The 16547-nt window shown below is 66.6% G+C and carries 16 protein-coding genes and 1 tRNA gene; 13 read left to right on the top strand and 4 right to left on the bottom strand.

All coding sequences use genetic code 11. The features are described 5' to 3' along the window. Position 1: 1 nt before the first annotated feature. From AB0H42_RS30930 to AB0H42_RS30880, 11 genes are all read left to right on the top strand, one after another. Complete coding sequence (locus AB0H42_RS30930; RefSeq protein WP_357062498.1) at positions 2-859, top strand: ABC transporter permease; 858 nt, start codon at positions 2-4, stop codon at positions 857-859. 164 nt (positions 860-1023) lie between these two features. Further along, a complete protein-coding gene (locus tag AB0H42_RS30925) occupies positions 1024-2157 on the top strand; it encodes an MCE family protein (RefSeq protein WP_357062551.1) in 1134 nt (377 codons plus the stop codon). Continuing rightward, a complete protein-coding gene (locus AB0H42_RS30920) occupies positions 2154-3179 on the top strand; it encodes an MCE family protein (protein WP_357062497.1) in 1026 nt (341 codons plus the stop codon). The genes AB0H42_RS30925 and AB0H42_RS30920 overlap by 4 nt, the downstream gene beginning before the upstream one ends. Next, positions 3176-4237, top strand: a complete 1062-nt coding sequence (locus AB0H42_RS30915; RefSeq protein ID WP_063125339.1) for an MCE family protein — start codon at positions 3176-3178, stop codon at positions 4235-4237. The genes AB0H42_RS30920 and AB0H42_RS30915 overlap by 4 nt, the downstream gene beginning before the upstream one ends. 574 nt (positions 4238-4811) lie before the next feature. Then, positions 4812-6092, top strand: coding sequence for an MCE family protein (locus tag AB0H42_RS30910; RefSeq protein WP_357062550.1), 1281 nt, complete (start codon positions 4812-4814; stop codon positions 6090-6092). After that, entirely contained in the window at positions 6092-7363 is a 1272-nt protein-coding gene (locus tag AB0H42_RS30905) for an MCE family protein (protein ID WP_357062549.1), read from the top strand. The genes AB0H42_RS30910 and AB0H42_RS30905 overlap by 1 nt, the downstream gene beginning before the upstream one ends. Then, positions 7360-8826 carry an MlaD family protein gene (locus AB0H42_RS30900; protein ID WP_357062495.1) on the top strand — a complete coding sequence of 489 codons (1467 nt, stop codon included), beginning with the start codon at positions 7360-7362 and terminating at the stop codon, positions 8824-8826. Before AB0H42_RS30905 ends, AB0H42_RS30900 begins: the two co-directional genes overlap by 4 nt. Then, positions 8823-9800 carry a hypothetical protein gene (locus tag AB0H42_RS30895; protein WP_357062494.1) on the top strand — a complete coding sequence of 326 codons (978 nt, stop codon included), beginning with the start codon at positions 8823-8825 and terminating at the stop codon, positions 9798-9800. The genes AB0H42_RS30900 and AB0H42_RS30895 overlap by 4 nt, the downstream gene beginning before the upstream one ends. Before the next feature lie 49 nt (positions 9801-9849). Further along, positions 9850-10335: a h domain protein gene (locus AB0H42_RS30890; protein WP_357062493.1), complete on the top strand. Its 486-nt coding sequence runs from the start codon at positions 9850-9852 to the stop codon at positions 10333-10335. Positions 10336-10553: 218 nt separating this feature from the next. After that, a complete protein-coding gene (locus tag AB0H42_RS30885) occupies positions 10554-11207 on the top strand; it encodes a hypothetical protein (RefSeq protein WP_357062492.1) in 654 nt (217 codons plus the stop codon). Beyond that, positions 11204-12373, top strand: a complete 1170-nt coding sequence (locus tag AB0H42_RS30880) for a helix-turn-helix transcriptional regulator (RefSeq protein ID WP_357062491.1) — start codon at positions 11204-11206, stop codon at positions 12371-12373. Before AB0H42_RS30885 ends, AB0H42_RS30880 begins: the two co-directional genes overlap by 4 nt. 17 nt (positions 12374-12390) lie before the next feature. Here the strand turns inward: AB0H42_RS30880 and AB0H42_RS30875 are convergent, their stop codons facing one another. From AB0H42_RS30875 to AB0H42_RS30860, 4 genes are all read right to left on the bottom strand, one after another. Next, complete coding sequence (locus AB0H42_RS30875) at positions 12391-12795, bottom strand: HNH endonuclease signature motif containing protein (protein WP_357062489.1); 405 nt, start codon at positions 12793-12795, stop codon at positions 12391-12393. A 48-nt stretch (positions 12796-12843) separates the two neighbouring features. Further along, positions 12844-12919 (bottom strand) — tRNA-Thr (locus AB0H42_RS30870). A gap of 170 nt (positions 12920-13089) precedes the next feature. Beyond that, positions 13090-13320 carry an MbtH family protein gene (locus AB0H42_RS30865; RefSeq protein WP_030522889.1) on the bottom strand — a complete coding sequence of 77 codons (231 nt, stop codon included), beginning with the start codon at positions 13318-13320 and terminating at the stop codon, positions 13090-13092. Positions 13321-13467: 147 nt separating this feature from the next. Continuing rightward, on the bottom strand, positions 13468-14301 hold the full coding sequence (locus AB0H42_RS30860; protein ID WP_357062487.1) for an alpha/beta hydrolase: 834 nt from the start codon (positions 14299-14301) through the stop codon (positions 13468-13470). 144 nt (positions 14302-14445) lie between these two features. On the opposite strand from AB0H42_RS30860, the gene AB0H42_RS30855 reads away from it, so the two are divergent. Next, positions 14446-14616 carry a hypothetical protein gene (locus AB0H42_RS30855; RefSeq protein ID WP_357062486.1) on the top strand — a complete coding sequence of 57 codons (171 nt, stop codon included), beginning with the start codon at positions 14446-14448 and terminating at the stop codon, positions 14614-14616. 90 nt (positions 14617-14706) lie between these two features. Next, on the top strand, positions 14707-16338 hold the full coding sequence (locus AB0H42_RS30850; RefSeq protein ID WP_357062547.1) for a trehalose-6-phosphate synthase: 1632 nt from the start codon (positions 14707-14709) through the stop codon (positions 16336-16338). Positions 16339-16547: the final 209 nt, after the last annotated feature.

Raw genomic sequence — 16547 nt, 5'->3', positions numbered from 1 at the left:
TATGTCGGCCTCGGTGATAATCCAGTCCCGCTTTCCCAAATTCGTCCGCCGCGTCCGCCGCTGGTCTACGTCCTTCGACAATCTCGGCAAACAGGCGGTGTTCTACGGCAAGGCGATCGGCTCCATGCCGCGCGCGCTGGTGCACTACCGCACCGAGACGATCCGGCTCATCGCCGAGATCAGCATGGGCAGCGGTGCGCTCGCGGTGATCGGCGGCACCGTGGTGATTGTCGGCTTCCTGACCCTCTTCTCCGGCGGCACCATCGCGGTGCAGGGCTACAGCTCGCTCGGCAATATCGGCGTCGAGGCGCTGACCGGCTTCTTCGCGGCGTTCCTCAATGTCCGCATCGCCGCCCCGGTGATCTCCGGGATCGGTCTGGCGGCCACCATCGGGGCGGGTTCCACCGCCCAGCTGGGGGCCATGCGGGTGGCCGAGGAGATCGACGCTCTGGAAGCCATGGCGATCCGGCCGGTGCCGTACCTGGTGGGCACCCGGGTGCTCGCCGGAATGATCGCGATCGTGCCGCTCTACGCGCTGGCCGTGATCGCGTCGTTCATCGCCAGCCGATTCGCCACCGTCGTCATCTACGGTCAGTCGGCCGGTGTGTACGACCACTATTTCTCCACATTCCTTATTCCGAGCGACATTCTGTGGTCGTTCGCCCAAGCCATTTTCATGGCGCTGGCGGTGATGATGATCCATACCTATTACGGCTACCACGCGGCCGGCGGCCCGGTGGGGGTGGGCGTCGCGGTGGGTAACGCGGTGCGCAGCTCGCTGGTCGCCGTGGTCACGGTGACGCTGCTGATCTCCCTGGCCGTCTACGGCACCTCCGGCAACTTCAACCTTTCCGGATAGCCGCGATGACGGGACTGATGCGAGCGAACAGCAAGGGGACCGGGGCGTCGAACGCCACCGCGGGTGGGTCGTCCCGCGGTGGAGAGGACCCCTGGGCCCCCATCGGGGCGAATCGCTGGACCGCGGTCCGCGAGAAGGCCGGGCTGAAACTGGCCGGGGTGGGGATGGTGCTGGCCGCCGTGGCGGCCGTGACCGTATCCCTGACCATGTTCTTCGGCGGCTTCACCCCGAGCGTCGAGGTGACCGTCTCCGCGCCGCGCAGCGGCCTGGTGCTCGACCCGGACGCCAAGGTGAAGGTGCGGGGGGTGCAGATCGGGCGGGTCGCCGGAATCGACCGCACGCCCGGCGGCACGAATCTGCGACTGGCCCTGAACCCGGACCTGCTGCACCTGGTCCCCGCCAACTCCACCGTCGATATTCGTTCGACCACGGTCTTCGGGGCCAAGTACATCAACTTCGTGATCCCGCAGCAGCCTGCCGCCAAATCACTGCAACCGGGCGCGCTCTTGGCCGCCGATCAGGTGACCGTCGAGTTCAACACGCTGTTCCAGCATCTCAGCGATGTCCTCGCCGATGTGCAGCCGGAGAAACTGAGCGCCACGCTGACCGCCCTGGGCACGGCACTGCAGGGCCGGGGCGAAAGCCTCGGGCAGCTGCTCGCCGACAGCGACGCCTACCTGCGCGAGATCAACCCGATGCTGCCCACCCTGCAGCGGGACCTGAACACCACGGCCGCGGTGAGCAACCTGTACGCCGATGTCTCGGGTGATCTGCTGCGCACCGTGGACGGCGCGACGGTCAGCAGCCGCACGCTCGCCGAATCCGAATCCGATGTCGACTCGCTGCTGGCGAACATCACCGGCCTCGCCGACACGACGGGTGCGGTCCTGCGCGACAACGAGGGGCAGATCAATACCGCCCTGGAGCTGTTGCGTCCGACCGGTGAGCTGCTGAACGGGTACAAGGAAGCGTTGTTCTGCCTGATCGGTGGTAGCGCCAGGGCGCTGCCGCTCGGTGAGGCGGTCTTCGGCGGCGGACAGGAAGGTGTCGCCCTGAACACGGGATTCATGTACGGGTCTCCGCCCTACACCTATCCGAACGATCTGCCGAAGGTGAACGCCACCGGCGGGCCGCGGTGCGCGGGTCTGCTGGACCGGGTGCCGGACAGCCATTCCGACTACGTCGTCACCGACACCTCGGAAGGACACCCCTACACGCCCGTGACGAAGCTGCAACTCAACGCGCCCAAGGTCTTCCAGGTACTGTTCGCCGGACTCCCGGGGGTGGGCCAGCCATGAGGAACACCGGTACCACCGTCAAACTCGCCGTCTTCACACTGGTGATGACCCTCATCTTCGCCGGCCTCGCGGTGGTCTTCTCCCAGATGCGTTTCTCCCGGGAGACCGGCTACAACGCGGTCTTCACCAGTGCCTCGGGCATGCTGCCCGGCGACAAGGTCCGGATCGCCGGGGTGCCGGTCGGGTCGGTGTCGGCGGTGCAGGTCGACGACGAATACCACGCGCACGTGGAATTCGATGTCGACACCAAATACCCACTGCTGACCAGTACCCGCGCGACCATCCGGTACGAGAACCTCGTCGGCGACCGCTATCTGGAACTGCTGGAGGGCCCCGGTGCGGCCACCACCCTGCACAAGGGCGGCACCATCGGACTGGACAAGACCGCACCCGCACTCGACCTGGACATGCTGCTGGGCGGGTTCAAACCGCTGCTGCGCGGACTGAACCCGGCGCAGGTCAACGATCTGACCAACGCGCTGCTGCAGATTTTCCAGGGACAGGGCGGGACCCTGGTCGAGCTGCTCAACAGCGGCGGGTCGTTCACCAGAACCCTCGCCGACCGGGACGCGCTCATCGGCAGCGTCATCGACAATCTGAACTCGGTGCTGAAAACCATCGACGACCGCGGCGACCAGTTCGCCACCACCATCGACGAACTGCGCCGTCTGGTGAGCGGGCTGGCCGCGGACCGCGACCCGATCGGTGCCGCGCTGCCCCGGATCGCCGACGCCACCGCCGCCACCACCGATCTGCTGGCGCAGGCCCGCCCCGATCTGGCGGCGACCATCGCGCAGACCGGCCGGCTGGCCACCAATCTCGACAACGGTTCGGACACCGTGCAGTGGGTGCTGGACAAACTGCCGGCCACCTACCGCAAGCTGATCCGCATCGGCTCCTACGGTTCGTTCCTGCAGCTGTACGTATGCCGGACGAACTTCCTGATCGACGGTCCGGACGGGAAACCGCTGCTGCTCGAACTGCCCGGTGAGCAGACGACCGGAAGGTGTGCCAGCGAATGAAAGAGCAATCGCGCGCGGTGACCATCGGCGTCGTCGGCCTGGTGCTGGCCGCGGCGGTCGCGCTGTCGGCCCTGCAATTCGAACGACTGCCCTTCATCCGCGGTGGTGCCACCTTCACCGCCTACTTCGCCGACGCCGGCGGCCTGGTGACCGGTGACGACGTGGAGGTCGCGGGGGTGCGTTCGGGCAAGGTCGAGGATGTGAGCCTGGACGGCGCGCAGGTGCTGGTGCGGTTCAGCCTCGACGAATCGATCGTGCTCGGCGACAAGACCTCGGCCGCCATCAAGACCAATACGGTGCTGGGCCGTAAATCGCTGGCCGTCGCCCCGGCCGGCGACGGGGCCCTGAAGGTCACCGACACCATTCCGCTCGGCCGCACCACTTCGCCGTACTCGCTGAACGAAGCACTCAGCGATCTGGCCGGCACGGTGGGCGACCTGGACCTGCAGCAGGTGAATCAGACCCTGGACACGCTGTCGGCCGCGTTCGCCGATACGCCGGCGCCGCTGCGGTCCGCGCTGGACGGGGTCACCGCGCTCTCGCGCAGTATCAACGCCCGCGACCAGGCGCTGTCGGATCTGCTGACCCGCGCCCAGGACGTCACCAAGATCCTGGCCGACCGGGCCGATTCCATCAACGCCCTCCTGGTGGACGGTAACCAGCTGCTCGGCGAACTGGACCGGCGGCGTACCGCGATCAGTCAGATGATCGTGTACGTCAACGCGCTCGCCCAGCAGCTGTCCGGGCTGGTGCACGACAACGAGGCACAGCTGCAGCCGGCGCTGGACAAACTCAACTCGGTACTGGACCTGCTGGAACGCAACCGGGACAACATCAACGGCGCACTCGACGGCCTGGGCCCGTTCGCCGCGGCGCTCGGTGAACAGGTGGGCAGCGGACCGTACTTCAACGCCTACGTCGTCAACGCCAGCAGTGAAACACTGCACCCGCTGGTGGACGCGCTGGTGTGGCCGCAGCATCTGCCCGAATCGCTGCGCGCCTATCTACTCGAACCCGGTCCCAAGATCGGCCCGTCCGTACAGGAGCCGCCCCGATGAGGCGATACCTCCGCCTTCGCTACGGCCTCCGCCGACCGCATGAACCTGTTCCGAGGAGGACCCGATGAGGCGATACCTCCGCCTTCGCTACGGCCTCCGCCGACCGCATGAATCTGCTCCGAGGAGGATCCTGTGATGCGATCCCTTCGCCTTCGCTCCGGGCTCCGCGGGCCGCATGAATTCGCTCCGAGAAGGAGCGATCTTGCGACGGCTTCGTCTCGTATCGGGCTTCGCCGACCGCATGAATCTGCTCCGAGGAGGATCCTGTGACGCGATCCCTTCGCCTTCGCTCCGGGCTCCGCGGGCCGCATGATTCTGCTCCGAGAAGGAGCGATGCTGCGATGCCTTCGTGTTTGTTCCGGTCTCCGCGGTCCGCATGCGATTTCTCCGGGGAGGACCCGATGAGGCGATACCTCCGCCTTCGCTGCGGCCTCCGCCGACCGGATGAACTCGCGCCGAAAAGGAGCGATGCTGCGCTGGCTTCGTCTCGTTTCGGGCTTCGCGGGCCGTCTGAATCTGCTCCGAGGAGGATCCTGTGTCGACTCTGACGGACAAGGTTCGGGCCATTCCAGGTATGTGGGTGGCGATCGTTGCCGGTGTCGTGGTGGTGGCGCTGGTCGCCTTCGGTGGGTACACGGCCTACCAGCGGATCACCAAAAACGAGATCACCGCCTACTTCACCTCCACCAGCGGCCTGTACGCGGGCGACGAGGTGCGGGTGCTCGGCGTGCCGATCGGCCGGATCGACAGCATCGAACCGGGCAAGGATCAGGTGAAGGTCACGATGTCGGTGGACGGCGGCGTCGACCTGCCCGCCGACGCGCGGGCGGTGATCATCGCGCCGTCGCTGGTCTCGGCCCGGTTCATCCAGATCGCGCCCGCCTACACCGGCGGCGACACCCTCGGTGACGGCGCCGTGATCCCGATCGACCGCACCGCGGTCCCGGTCGAATGGGACGACATCAAGACCGAGCTGAACAAACTGTCCACCGCCCTCGGACCGGTCGGGGACGACCCGCAGGGTTCCTTCGGCCGGTTCGTGGACACCGCGGCCGACAACCTGGACGGTAACGGCGACCGGTTCCGCGCCACCCTGCGCGAACTCTCGGCCACCCTGACCACGCTGTCCGACGGCCGCACCGATCTGTTCGGCACTATCCGTAACCTGCAGAAGTTCGTGGATGTGCTGTCCAAGAGCAACGATCAGATCGTGGAGTTCGGTGGCCGGCTCGCCTCGGTGTCCTCGGTGCTGGCCGGGGTCTCCCAGGATCTCGGCGCCGGTCTGGACAACCTGGATCTGGCGCTCGGCGATGTGCACCGGTTTCTGGACGGCAGCGGTGCCGAACTCACCGAAGGGGTGCAGCGGCTCGCCGATGTCACCCAGATCCTGGTCGACAAACGACCGCAACTGGAACAGGCGCTGCATTCGGGCCCGACCGCGCTGGTGAACTTCTACCAGATCTACAAACCGGCCCAGGGCACGCTGACCGGCGCCATCTCGCTGAACAACTTCGCCGACCCGCTGAGCTTCCTGTGCGGTTCGGTTCGCGCCCTGGAACAGCACGAAAGTGAGACCAGCGCCGACCTGTGCGCCCAGTACCTCGCCCCGGTGCTCAGCTCGCTGGCCATGAACTACCTGCCCATCATGACCAACCCCGCCACCGGTGTGACGGCGTTCCCGAACCAGTTGCAGTACACGACACCGGATCTGGCCGGGAAGGTCGATCCGCAGAAGGTGGGTCCGCCGGCCGCGCCCGAACCCGCGCCGATCACCGTACCGGCCGGAGTCGCGGGACTGGCCATCCCCGGCGTGCAACTGCCCGTGATTCCCGGCCTGCCCGGAGGAGGACGATGATGCGCCGGCTCGAGCTGCGGGCGCCGGGTGCCCGGCGCCGGATCGCCGCGGTGGCCGCAGGTCTGACGCTGGCGCTGTCGGCCACGGGCTGCCAGTACGACGGACTCAACTCGCTGCCGATGCCCGGTACCGAGGGCACCGGCGAAGGTTCCTTCGAAGTCCGGATCCAGATGCCCAACGTGACCACACTGACCCGGAACTCACCGGTGCGCGTCGACGATGTCGCGGTCGGCACGGTGACCGATATCGAGGTGGAGGACTGGCACGCGCTGGTCACGGTCTCGCTGAATCCCGGTGTGGTGCTGCCGGCCAACGCCACCGCCAAGATCGGCCAGACCAGCCTCCTCGGCAGCAACCATGTCGAGCTGGCGCCGCCGACCGGGGTTCCGCCGGAGGGGCGCCTGGCCGCGGGCGATGTGATCCCGCTGGAGCGCGCCGGGGTCTACCCGACCACCGAACAGGTGCTGTCCTCGCTGTCGGTAGTGCTCAACGGCGGCGGTATCTCGCAGCTGGAGAACATCACCACCGAACTCAACAAAGCGCTCGTCGGCAACGAGGACGAGGTACGCGACCTCATCCCGCAGATGAACGATCTGATCCGCAATCTCGACGCGCAGCGGGGCGACATCATTGCCGCGATGGAGGGTCTGGACCGGGTCAGCGGGCAATTCGTACAGCAGACCGATGTGGTGGCCGCGGCCATCGAAGAGATCCATCCGGCGCTCACCGTGCTCGCCGACCGGCGGCAGAACATCACCACCACCATCACCGAACTGGGTGAGCTCAGTGATGTGGTGAACCGCCTGATCGCCGCGAGTGGCGACAACCTGAAAGCGAACCTGGCCAACCTGGCCCCGGTACTGCAGACCCTCGCCGACACCGGCGCCGACCTCACCGAATCGCTGAAGATCATCGCCTCCTTCCCGTTCCCGCTGAAGAACCTGGACAAGGCGATCAAGGGCGACTATCTGAACCTGTTCATGACCGTCGACCTCACCGGCGCGCGACTGGATTCCAACTTCCTCACCGGCACCGGCCTCGGCGGTATGTTCGGCGGGGTCGAGGTCGCGCTCGGTCAGGTCGCCGGACCCGCCGGACAACAGGGCAACCCGCTGACCACCCCGCTGGCACCGCCGCCACCCGTGCCGGCCGGTGGGGAACAGCCGCAACCGACAATTCCAGGGCTGCCGCCGATTCCCGGCCTGCCCGCCATCCCCGGGCTCACGGTGCCGATGCCCGGGCCGCAGCCGCAAGGGGGCGAGGGCCCGTGACACTCACCCGTTTCGTTCGGATCCAGCTGACGATTTTCGCGATCCTCACTGTGGTCGGGCTGGCTGTCATGGGCGGCACCTATGTGGGCGTGCCCGCGCTGCTCGGGATCGGCCGCTACGAGGTCACGGTGGAACTGGCGGCCACAGGCGGGCTCTACCAGAACGCCAATGTCGCCTACCGCGGTACGAATGTCGGGGTGGTCCGCGAGGTCCGGCTCACCAGCGAAGGAGTCGAGGCGAAGCTGTCGGTCGACAGCGACTACAAGATCCCCGCCGACTCCTCGGCGCTGGTCCGCAGCGTCTCGGCGATCGGCGAACAGTACGTCGACCTGGTTCCGCCGCCGGATCCCGGCAGCGCCAACCTCTACGACGGCAGCGTGATCCCGGTGGACCGCACCGAACTCCCACAGGATGTGGGAGCGCTGCTGGACCAGGCCGACCGCCTGCTGGCCAGCGTCGCCGACACCCGGCTGCGGCAGGTCATCGACGAGGCGTTCCGGGCGTTCAACGGCGCCGGGCCGGATCTGCAGCGCTTCATCGACTCCGCGTCGCTGCTGGTACAGGAGGCCAACGACAATGTGGGCCCGACCAAACAGCTGATCGAGCAGATCGGGCCGCTGCTGGACACCCAGGTGAACTCCGATGCCGCGATCCGCTCCTGGACCCGGGATCTGGCGACGGTCACCGACACCCTGCGCGCCCACGATCCGGCGCTGCGCAACATCCTCGCCAGCGGCCCGGCCGCGCTCCAGCGGGTGACCCGGCAGTTCGAAGATCTGCGGCCGACTCTCCCGCTGCTGCTGAACAATCTGGTGAGTGTCGGCCAGGTGGGCGTCACTTACCACTCCGGCCTGGAACAGATCCTGGTGGTGTATCCGCCGCTGATCGCGGCCCTGCTCACCGCCGTCCGCGGACCGATGGAATACGGCGCGCTGGTCGACTTCATGACCGTGCTCAACGACCCGCCACCGTGCACCACCGGCTTCCTGCCGCCCGACCAGCGCCGCGACCCGAGCGAACTCGACACCATCGACACGCCCGAGGGCCTGTACTGCAAGGTGCCGCAGGACGACAAGACCGCGGTCCGCGGTATCCGGAACACGCCGTGTATGGAATATCCCGGCCGCCGGGCACCGAGTCCCGAATTGTGCCGCACCGGCTATGTTCCGCTCGGTACCAATCCACCCTTCGGGCCGCCGCAGCCGGTCGCCCCGACCGAACCGCCGGCGCCGGTGGCGCCCGCGGCCGCCCCCGACACGGCGCCGGGGGTTGCGGGAGTACCCCCGGCACCTGCTAGTTTCTCGGGCGCAAGCACCCCCGCCGCCGCACTCTCCTACGATCCGGCCACCGGGGTCTACACCAACAGCGATGGACGCAGCTACCGTCAAGGCGATATCGCCCCCGGCGGTTCGGGCACCGTACCCGCGGATTGGCAGGCAATGTTCGAGGAGCAGCAACGATGAGCGAAACCAAGGACCCGCGCCGTACCCGCCGGCGGGCCAGCCGCACCGCGGGCCCGCCCCCGGCCGAGGACGCGGCGACCGAGAAGCTCGGAACCGGAGCTGCCGATCCCGGAGCGGCGGCGGAAGCGTCGGCGGCCGCGGAGACGGTCACCTCCGGGGAAGGAGCGGGCTCCGCGGAGCAGACCGGAACCGTTGCCCCGCCGGCCGGGGCGGCCACCGCGAAGACTGTGAAAACGCTGCCCGCGACCGGGACGACCGAGAAGGAGACGGTCGGGTCCGGCGGGAAATCGACTGCCGGGCCCGGCACCGAAAAGGTCACCCGCGGTGAAGCCACCGAGGGGGCATCGGGGCCCGCCGAACCAGCGGAGAGTTCGGCGGAAACCGTACGGCTGGTGAAAGCCGGTGCGGCCACCGGTGCCACGGAGAAGGCCGGCGAGGACTCCGAGGCAGACGAGACCGGAACCACCGAGGCCCCGGCGCCCGGCCGGTCGTGGAAGCGGATCGCTGCCCTCACCGCGGCGGCAGTGCTGGTGATCGGGCTGGTCGCCGCCGCCGTGGTCTCGGTGTTCGCCGTGCAGTCCACCCAGCAGCGCGACGAACGCCGCTTCGAATACGTGGCCACCGCGCGGCAGACGGTGCTCAACCTGACCACCATTCGCGCCGATACCGCCAAAGAGGATATCGACCGCATCCTCACCATGGCCTCCGGTGAGTTCAAGACAGAATTCGACGGCCGGGTGGACCCGTTCACCGAAATCGTGAAACAGGCCAAGGTCGTCTCCACCGGGGAGGTGGTGGAGGCCGCGGTCGAACGCGACGACGAGAATTCGGCGGTGATCCTGGTGGCGGCGAAGCAGACGCTCACCAACGCGGGGTCGCAGGAACAGCAGCAGCGGTTCTATCGATTCCGGGTGACCGTGCAGCGGGCCGACGACGGCACGCTGACCGCCTCGGACGTGAAGTTCGTGGCATGAGACGGGCCAGCGTGGCCGGGCCGACCCTGCATGCCGAGAGGAACCGAGAATGAGCGTGCGTAACAAGATCCTGCTCGGCGTGACCGCGGTGGTGGTGGTCGCGGCGGCGGTGGTGGCCGGTATCGGCGGCTACCGGTACTGGGATCACCGGCAGTCGGAGCAGTCCCGCACGGCTGCCGTGGCCGCGGCGACCCGCACGGTATCGGCCATGTTCAGCTACGAATTCCAGACGGTGGACACGGAGCTGCCCAAAACCGCCGAGGACCTCGCCCCGGATTTCAAGGCCGACTACCTCGAGCTGATCGACAAGGCCATCGTGCCCGGGGCCAAGGAGAAGGAACTGACCGTCAAGGCCAGCACACAGGCCGGAGGAGTGGTCTCCGCCGACCGCGCGCACGCCGTGGTCCTGCTGTTCCTCAACCAGGTCACCACCAGCAAAGAAAGCCCGCAGGGCACCACCACCGGCAGCCGGGTGCGGGTCGCGCTCGACAAATCCGACGATCGCTGGCTGGTCGCCTCGGTCACCCCGATCTGACCGCGAATCGACCACCTGGCCAGTGGACCGGTGATAGCTCAACTCGGGCAGCAACCCCGGTACCGAGTTTGAGCCTGGTCGACGGACGGCTGGATGCTCCTGCCATGTGGAGGTGCTGTCGGTTGAGTTGGTGGAGCGGCGGCGGACACCGCGGCCCAAGATTCGCAATCTTTCATTGCCTACCATATTATGACCTGACACGGCAGAGAGGTCATAATATGACGCCCAATGAAATGCGGAGCGTTGTAGTGAGTCAGGCCGAAGTCCTGGCGCCTCGCATGTATGAGGGCGTCGCGTCCGCGTTGGCTGACGCTGAGGCGCGGGCGAGGGGATTCGGTCACGCCAAGTATCCCCACTTTCGGCCCTTGGCTGCGCGGATTGCCTTCCGTGAGTACCTTGAAAAAGAGGGGTTACCTCCACAGTGGAATGTTGACGGCAATCCTGCCGCCATGGGGCAGCTGTACCTCTCGGCGCCAGCACTCGGTCTCAAGCTGCGCTTCCTGAAAGAACGCCGGAGAACGTATCCCAGCGGAGTGCCTGTTGCAGGTAAGAACCGCGCCCGTCGAGAAGCGTGGCGCCAGGGAGTGTTGTTCAGTCGGTCGGAGTTGCGCGCGGCGGATGCCGAGCTGTCGGTGCATGAACTTCTGCTCCTCTGGGACTACGCGAAAAGCGCTTCGGTCAGCGAGGGCTTTACGTTGCGCATAGTCCGGCCGCTCGCTCCTGGCGTCTATGGCAAAGCTGTGCCCTTCGACCTCGATATTGCGTTGAAGCCGGGCGGCGATATATTCACGAGTATGACGTTCGTCGGCGATGCAGATGATGAAGACTTTTTCGGCACTGCGCAAATCGACCGCGAAGAAAATGACGGATGACCGGTGCGGATGGCTGTGCACTCCTAGGCTCACGTCTTCAAGCCCTACGTGACCTGAAGGAACTGACGCAGCAGGATCTCGCCCTGGCTGCCGGAGTATCGCAGACTTTTTTGTCGCGCGTTCAGAACGGCACACGCGGCTTACCGCTGGGACTTGCTCTCGAGTTGTGCCGGGTGTACTCGCTGCCGATCTCCTTCTTTGCCGTGGCGGACGGTGTCACCGACGCAGGGCAGTTCACATTCCGCAAACGGGCTCGCGCCAGTACTCGTGATGAGCGGCGTGTCAAACGTCTATATTCCGAAGCTGCGCGGCTGTTCAATGCGATATCCGCTGAATCCGGATTTCGCACGAGCGGACTTCCGGATCCAAAAGAGTTCGACAATGACCCCGAGGAGTGCGCCGAAGCGCTGCGTCGCTCGGCTGGGCTTGGCCCTGACGAGCCAGTTAAGAACGTCACACGGCTGTTGGAACGCCATGGCGTCGGTGTGGTCAGCGACCTGGACGACAGCTTTGAAGGCGCATCGGATCATGTTGGAGTTTCGCGGCCAAATGCCGGTACCGAGCGACCCTTGATCGCCTTGACAACTCAGCTGCCAGGGGCTGTGCAGCGACTGAGTCTCGGGCATGAAGCCGCTCATTGGATTTTTGACCGGCAACTTGCTTCGCCTATAGGAAGTACGCGGAGTCTAGAGGAATCTCGCGCTTTTCGTTTCGGTGGCGCGTTGCTGCTGCCGCAACGGGTAGTTGCTGAGCGAGTGTCTGAAACGCTCTCACTGCACGGCTACCTTCGTATAAAGGCAGATTACGGTATTTCGGTGGCGGCTATCGTTCGGCGGGCCAAGGATGTCGGAGTCATCTCACCAGCGCGGTATCGTAGCTTGAGCATTCAAATGTCTTCCCAGGGCTGGCGGACGAATGAGCCCGTGGAGGTGGCCCGCGAAGCGCCACGGCTATTTTTACAGGCAGTCGAGAAAGTTTATGGCCGTCATTTCGTCTCGCGTGCATCCGATGAGCACGGCATCGATCCAAGCCTCATCCGCCGCTGGCTCGGGGTCGCGTCCGTTCCCCGTCAGAAGCCTGAAGCTGAGGCCAGCAATGTTGTCTCGGTTGCCTTTGGATCACTAGCGGCTGCCGGTGCGGGGTCGCAGGACCGATCTGGCCAGTAGAAGATGACCCGAAAGGGTCAGTACGACTGGCCGCGTGCATAGCGGGTACGACGCAGGTGTCGGCCGCGGCCACGATTGCGGCTCTTGTAGGTGGGCAGCTGTGAATCGCAGTTCGGACAGATGAGGCGTAAATTCTCCCGCCGGTTTGCGGTCGGGTCGCCGTCGATGTGATCGAGTACGAACGCCAGGGACTTTCCGCACCATTCGCCGCCGATCCCGCATATAGCGCAGCGACCGTCCTGAGCCAGCGCGAGATAGTCGCGTATGTAATGGCCCTGATAGCTGCCCACCTCGGCCTCGCCTGTCGCCAGCCACAGGCGAGTCTTATCCGCACGTTGCGCGGACTGCTGACAGCTCGTCGTGCAATACAATTTCTGGCTGCGTTTGGTCAACAGCGCGGAACACCCCCGGCAGTGCCTCATGGCGCGAAAGTACTCCGGCCCACCGACACGTCGGTGGGCCGGAGTGAGTGGAGCCGCCTGTGGGACTCGAACCCACAACCTACGCATTACAAGTACGTTGCGCTGCCAGTTGCGCCAAGGCGGCGGAGCGGCCCGCGAACACGGTTGCTCGGCAGCCGATCATACGGTGTGGTTCGGGAGTTCGCGAAATGTAAAGCCCGGCCGCCAGGCCCGCGCCTGCAGCGCTTGTCACCCGCGAAGGGCGTTGCGCGCCGAGGGCGGAGCCCGCGTCGGCCGGGCCCGTGGAGATTCGGCCTACTTGCGGGCCGCCTCGTCCGCCGCCATGGCGTCACGCAGGCTCTTGGGCCGCATATCGGTCCAGTTCTGCTCCACGTACTCCACACAGGCGGCACGGCTGTCCTCACCGAAGACCACCCGCCAGCCGGCCGGGACTTCGGCGAAGGCGGGCCACAGGGAGTGCTGTTCTTCGTCGTTGACCAGTACGAAGAAGCGGCCGTCCTCGTCGTCGAACGGGTTGGTGCTCATTTCACCTCACTGGGGTGCTCATGGGTTGCGGATTCGGATCTGTGTGGGCCCACCCCGGCTGCCCGGGTCTGATCTCCGGCTGCCGCGTCGCGGACCCAAACGATGTGTCGACACTAGCAAGCTCGGCGTTAGCGGTGGGCCCTCCCCTCACGCGGCGAAGAATTCCAGCAAAATCTTGTTCACCGCGTCCGGACGCTCCAGATAGCCGTAGTGACCGGCGTCGGGAACCTCCTGGTAGCGGCCGCCCGGAATGGCGTCGGCGACCTCTCTGGCCAGGTACGGCGGGATCATCCGGTCGTCCGCGAAACCGACGGCCAGGCACGGCACCCGGATATCGCGGTAGGCGGGCAGCCGGTCGAACTCGTGGTCCATCCGGCGCTGCGCCCGGATCCCGGGCGGCACCGGACCGCCGGTGAACTCGAACAGATCCAGCCAATCGCGGGCCTTGTTCGTATCGGCCATGGTGGCCGGCGAGAGATTCATCACCGCGGTCAGCGCGGCCTCGTACTTGGCCGGCAACCGCACCTCGTTCTCGTCCATCTCGTGTTCGCCCAGCGACAGGGTCTTCTGGAACTGGTCCAGCCGGCCGTGTCCGGCGAGGAACACCGCCTTGCGCACCAGTTCGGGCCGCGCGAGCGCGAGTTCCTGCGCCACCCGGGCGCCCATCGAAGTACCGGCCACGAGCGCGGGACCCTCGTCGAGGAATTCGATCAGGGCCGCCGTATCGGCCACCATCTCGTGGATGGTCATCCCGTCGGCGGCCTCGTAACTGGGAGCGATACCCCGGTTGTCGAACGTGCACACCCGGTATCCGGCGGCGAGCAGGGCCGGCACCTGGTGCAGCTCCCACACCCGGCCGGGGCTACCGGTGCCCATGACGAGTACCACCAGCGGACCGCCGCCTTTGACGTCGGTGCCCTTGGCGCGGTCTCCCTTGACCTGATAGTTGAGCGATATTCCGTTCACCGTGGCCAACGGCATGCTACGGGCCCCTTCCTCATCGTTTCTGCTGCCAAAGGTATAGCCCCGGGGGCCCCGCTACGTTACCCGCGCCGGAAGCGACCCGGACCCCGGACAGATACCATTGACATTTCACATACAAGCGCACCAGCCGGGAGGACTGAGATGGCCACGAAGAGCAGCGCCAACGGTATCGCCGACGACGAACTGGAACCTCTCGCCGACGAGACCGCTCGTCAGGCGCAGCGGGTCGTGGCCGCCTATGCCGCCGACGCCGACGAATGCCGGATGCTCCTGTCGATGCTCGGTATCGGCCCCGGAGTCCGCACCGAGTAAGCAGTCGCCGGCGCCAACGGCGACGTCGGCGGATCCCCACACACAACTACATGGCGTTCAGCGCCCGCAAAGGATGCGTGAGTGGACCAGATGACCGATCAGCCGTCCAGCGATTCCACCCCCGAGGATGAAAACGCCGTGTCCGCGGACCGGCCCGGAGACCGTAACGGCTCCGGTCCGGCAGGCAGCCCCATCGACCCGGCGGAGGCCCTCCCCGAGTCGGTGGACGCCGAACCCCTGCGCGAACGCGGGGCCGGTTCCGGTTTCGTGGTGGTGGCGAACCGGCTACCGGTCGACCTGGAGAAGCTGCCGGACGGCAGCAGTCGCTGGAAACGCAGCCCCGGCGGTCTGGTGACCGCGCTGGAGCCGGTGCTGCGCAGCAATCGGGGTGCCTGGGTCGGCTGGGCCGGCGTCCCGGATGTGGAGGTCGACCCCATCGTCGAGGACGGACTGGAACTGCATCCGGTCCCGCTGTCCGCGCAGGAGGTCGCCGACTACTACGAGGGCTTCTCCAACGCCACCCTCTGGCCGCTGTACCACGACGTCATCGTCCGTCCCGTCTACAACCGGACCTGGTGGTCGGCCTACGTCCAGGTGAACCGGCGTTTCGCCGAGGAGACCGCGAAGGTCGCCGCCGAGGGCGCCACGGTGTGGGTGCAGGACTACCAGTTACAACTCGTGCCCAAGATGCTGCGGATGCTGCGCCCGGATCTGACCATCGGATTCTTCTTGCACATCCCGTTCCCGCCGGTGGAACTCTTCATGCAGATGCCGTGGCGTACCGAGATCGTGGAGGGGCTCCTCGGCGCCGACCTGATCGGCTTCCATCTGCCCGGCGGCGCCCAGAACTTCCTCTACCTGGCCCGGCGCCTGGCCGGTCAGCCCACCTCGCGCGGCACCGTCGGAGTCCGGTCGAAGATGGGCGTGGTCCAGGTCGGGTTCCGGGCGGTACGGGTCGGGGCCTTCCCCATCTCCATCGACTCCGCCGGACTGGACGAACACTCGCGCCGGCGCTCGGTGCGCGAACGCGCCGCCCGCATCCGCGCCGAACTCGGCAGTCCCAAGAACATCCTGCTCGGTGTCGACCGCCTCGACTACACCAAAGGGATCGACATCAGGCTCAACGCCCTCGAGGAACTACTGGCCGAAGGTCGTGTCGACCCGACGGAAACCGTGATGGTGCAGCTGGCCACGCCCAGCCGGGAACGGGTCGAGAGCTATATCCAGATGCGCGGCGATATCGAACGGCAGGTCGGCCGCATCAACGGCGAGTTCGCCCGGGTCGGCTACCCCGTCGTGCACTATCTGCACCGCCCGATCGCCCGCGAAGAACTCATCTCCTTCTTCGTGGCCGCCGACGTCATGCTGGTGACACCCCTGCGCGACGGTATGAACCTGGTCGCCAAGGAGTACGTCGCCTGCCACTCCGGCCTCAACGGAACCCTGGTGCTCAGCGAATTCACCGGCGCCGCGGCCGAGCTCCGCCAGTCCTATCTGTGCAACCCGCACGACCTGGACAGCGTCAAGGACGCCATCGTCGCCGCACTGACCGACGACCGCGAAACCCGCCGCCGCCGGATGCGCTCCCTGCGCCGCCAGGTCCTGGCCCACGATGTGGACCGCTGGGCCCGGGCATTCCTGGACGCACTGGCCCAGGGCCAGGTCGCCGGGAAGGCCCTGATGGCCGACGGAGACCATGACGACGAGGACTACCGGGACTAGGTTTTTCTGGGGCGGTTCGTTTACTCGGCGGGGTGGGGACGGGCGTCGGTTGAAGATATGTGGTTTTGGCGCGACCGACAGTGGGCTTGCCGGTGAAGGCGGGATAGTGGGCTTGCTCGTGAAGGTGCTGTGTTTTTTGGCGGCGCCTGCGGCGCCGCGGGGTTGAGGCCCCCTTGGTCTCGCCGTTTCGGCCTCGAGACTCGAGGCTG

Source organism: Nocardia sp. NPDC050799 (assembly GCF_040654015.1).
Classification (GTDB): Bacteria; Actinomycetota; Actinomycetes; order Mycobacteriales; family Mycobacteriaceae; genus Nocardia.
This window is presented reverse-complemented; position numbering and strand designations above follow the sequence as displayed.

Bases quoted from the DNA above. Each gene is read 5' to 3' on its own strand.
- AB0H42_RS30930 (WP_357062498.1), top strand. From the start codon at position 2: ATGTCGGCCTCGGTGATAATCCAGTCCCGCTTTCCCAAATTCGTCCGC.
- AB0H42_RS30925 (WP_357062551.1), top strand. From the start codon at position 1,024: ATGGTGCTGGCCGCCGTGGCGGCCGTGACCGTATCCCTGACCATGTTC.
- AB0H42_RS30920 (WP_357062497.1), top strand. From the start codon at position 2,154: ATGAGGAACACCGGTACCACCGTCAAACTCGCCGTCTTCACACTGGTG.
- AB0H42_RS30915 (WP_063125339.1), top strand. From the start codon at position 3,176: ATGAAAGAGCAATCGCGCGCGGTGACCATCGGCGTCGTCGGCCTGGTG.
- AB0H42_RS30910 (WP_357062550.1), top strand. From the start codon at position 4,812: ATGTGGGTGGCGATCGTTGCCGGTGTCGTGGTGGTGGCGCTGGTCGCC.
- AB0H42_RS30905 (WP_357062549.1), top strand. From the start codon at position 6,092: ATGCGCCGGCTCGAGCTGCGGGCGCCGGGTGCCCGGCGCCGGATCGCC.
- AB0H42_RS30895 (WP_357062494.1), top strand. From the start codon at position 8,823: ATGAGCGAAACCAAGGACCCGCGCCGTACCCGCCGGCGGGCCAGCCGC.
- AB0H42_RS30890 (WP_357062493.1), top strand. From the start codon at position 9,850: ATGAGCGTGCGTAACAAGATCCTGCTCGGCGTGACCGCGGTGGTGGTG.
- AB0H42_RS30885 (WP_357062492.1), top strand. From the start codon at position 10,554: ATGACGCCCAATGAAATGCGGAGCGTTGTAGTGAGTCAGGCCGAAGTC.
- AB0H42_RS30880 (WP_357062491.1), top strand. From the start codon at position 11,204: ATGACCGGTGCGGATGGCTGTGCACTCCTAGGCTCACGTCTTCAAGCC.
- AB0H42_RS30875 (WP_357062489.1), bottom strand. From the start codon at position 12,795: ATGAGGCACTGCCGGGGGTGTTCCGCGCTGTTGACCAAACGCAGCCAG.
- AB0H42_RS30865 (WP_030522889.1), bottom strand. From the start codon at position 13,320: ATGAGCACCAACCCGTTCGACGACGAGGACGGCCGCTTCTTCGTACTG.
- AB0H42_RS30860 (WP_357062487.1), bottom strand. From the start codon at position 14,301: ATGCCGTTGGCCACGGTGAACGGAATATCGCTCAACTATCAGGTCAAG.
- AB0H42_RS30855 (WP_357062486.1), top strand. From the start codon at position 14,446: ATGGCCACGAAGAGCAGCGCCAACGGTATCGCCGACGACGAACTGGAA.
- AB0H42_RS30850 (WP_357062547.1), top strand. From the start codon at position 14,707: ATGACCGATCAGCCGTCCAGCGATTCCACCCCCGAGGATGAAAACGCC.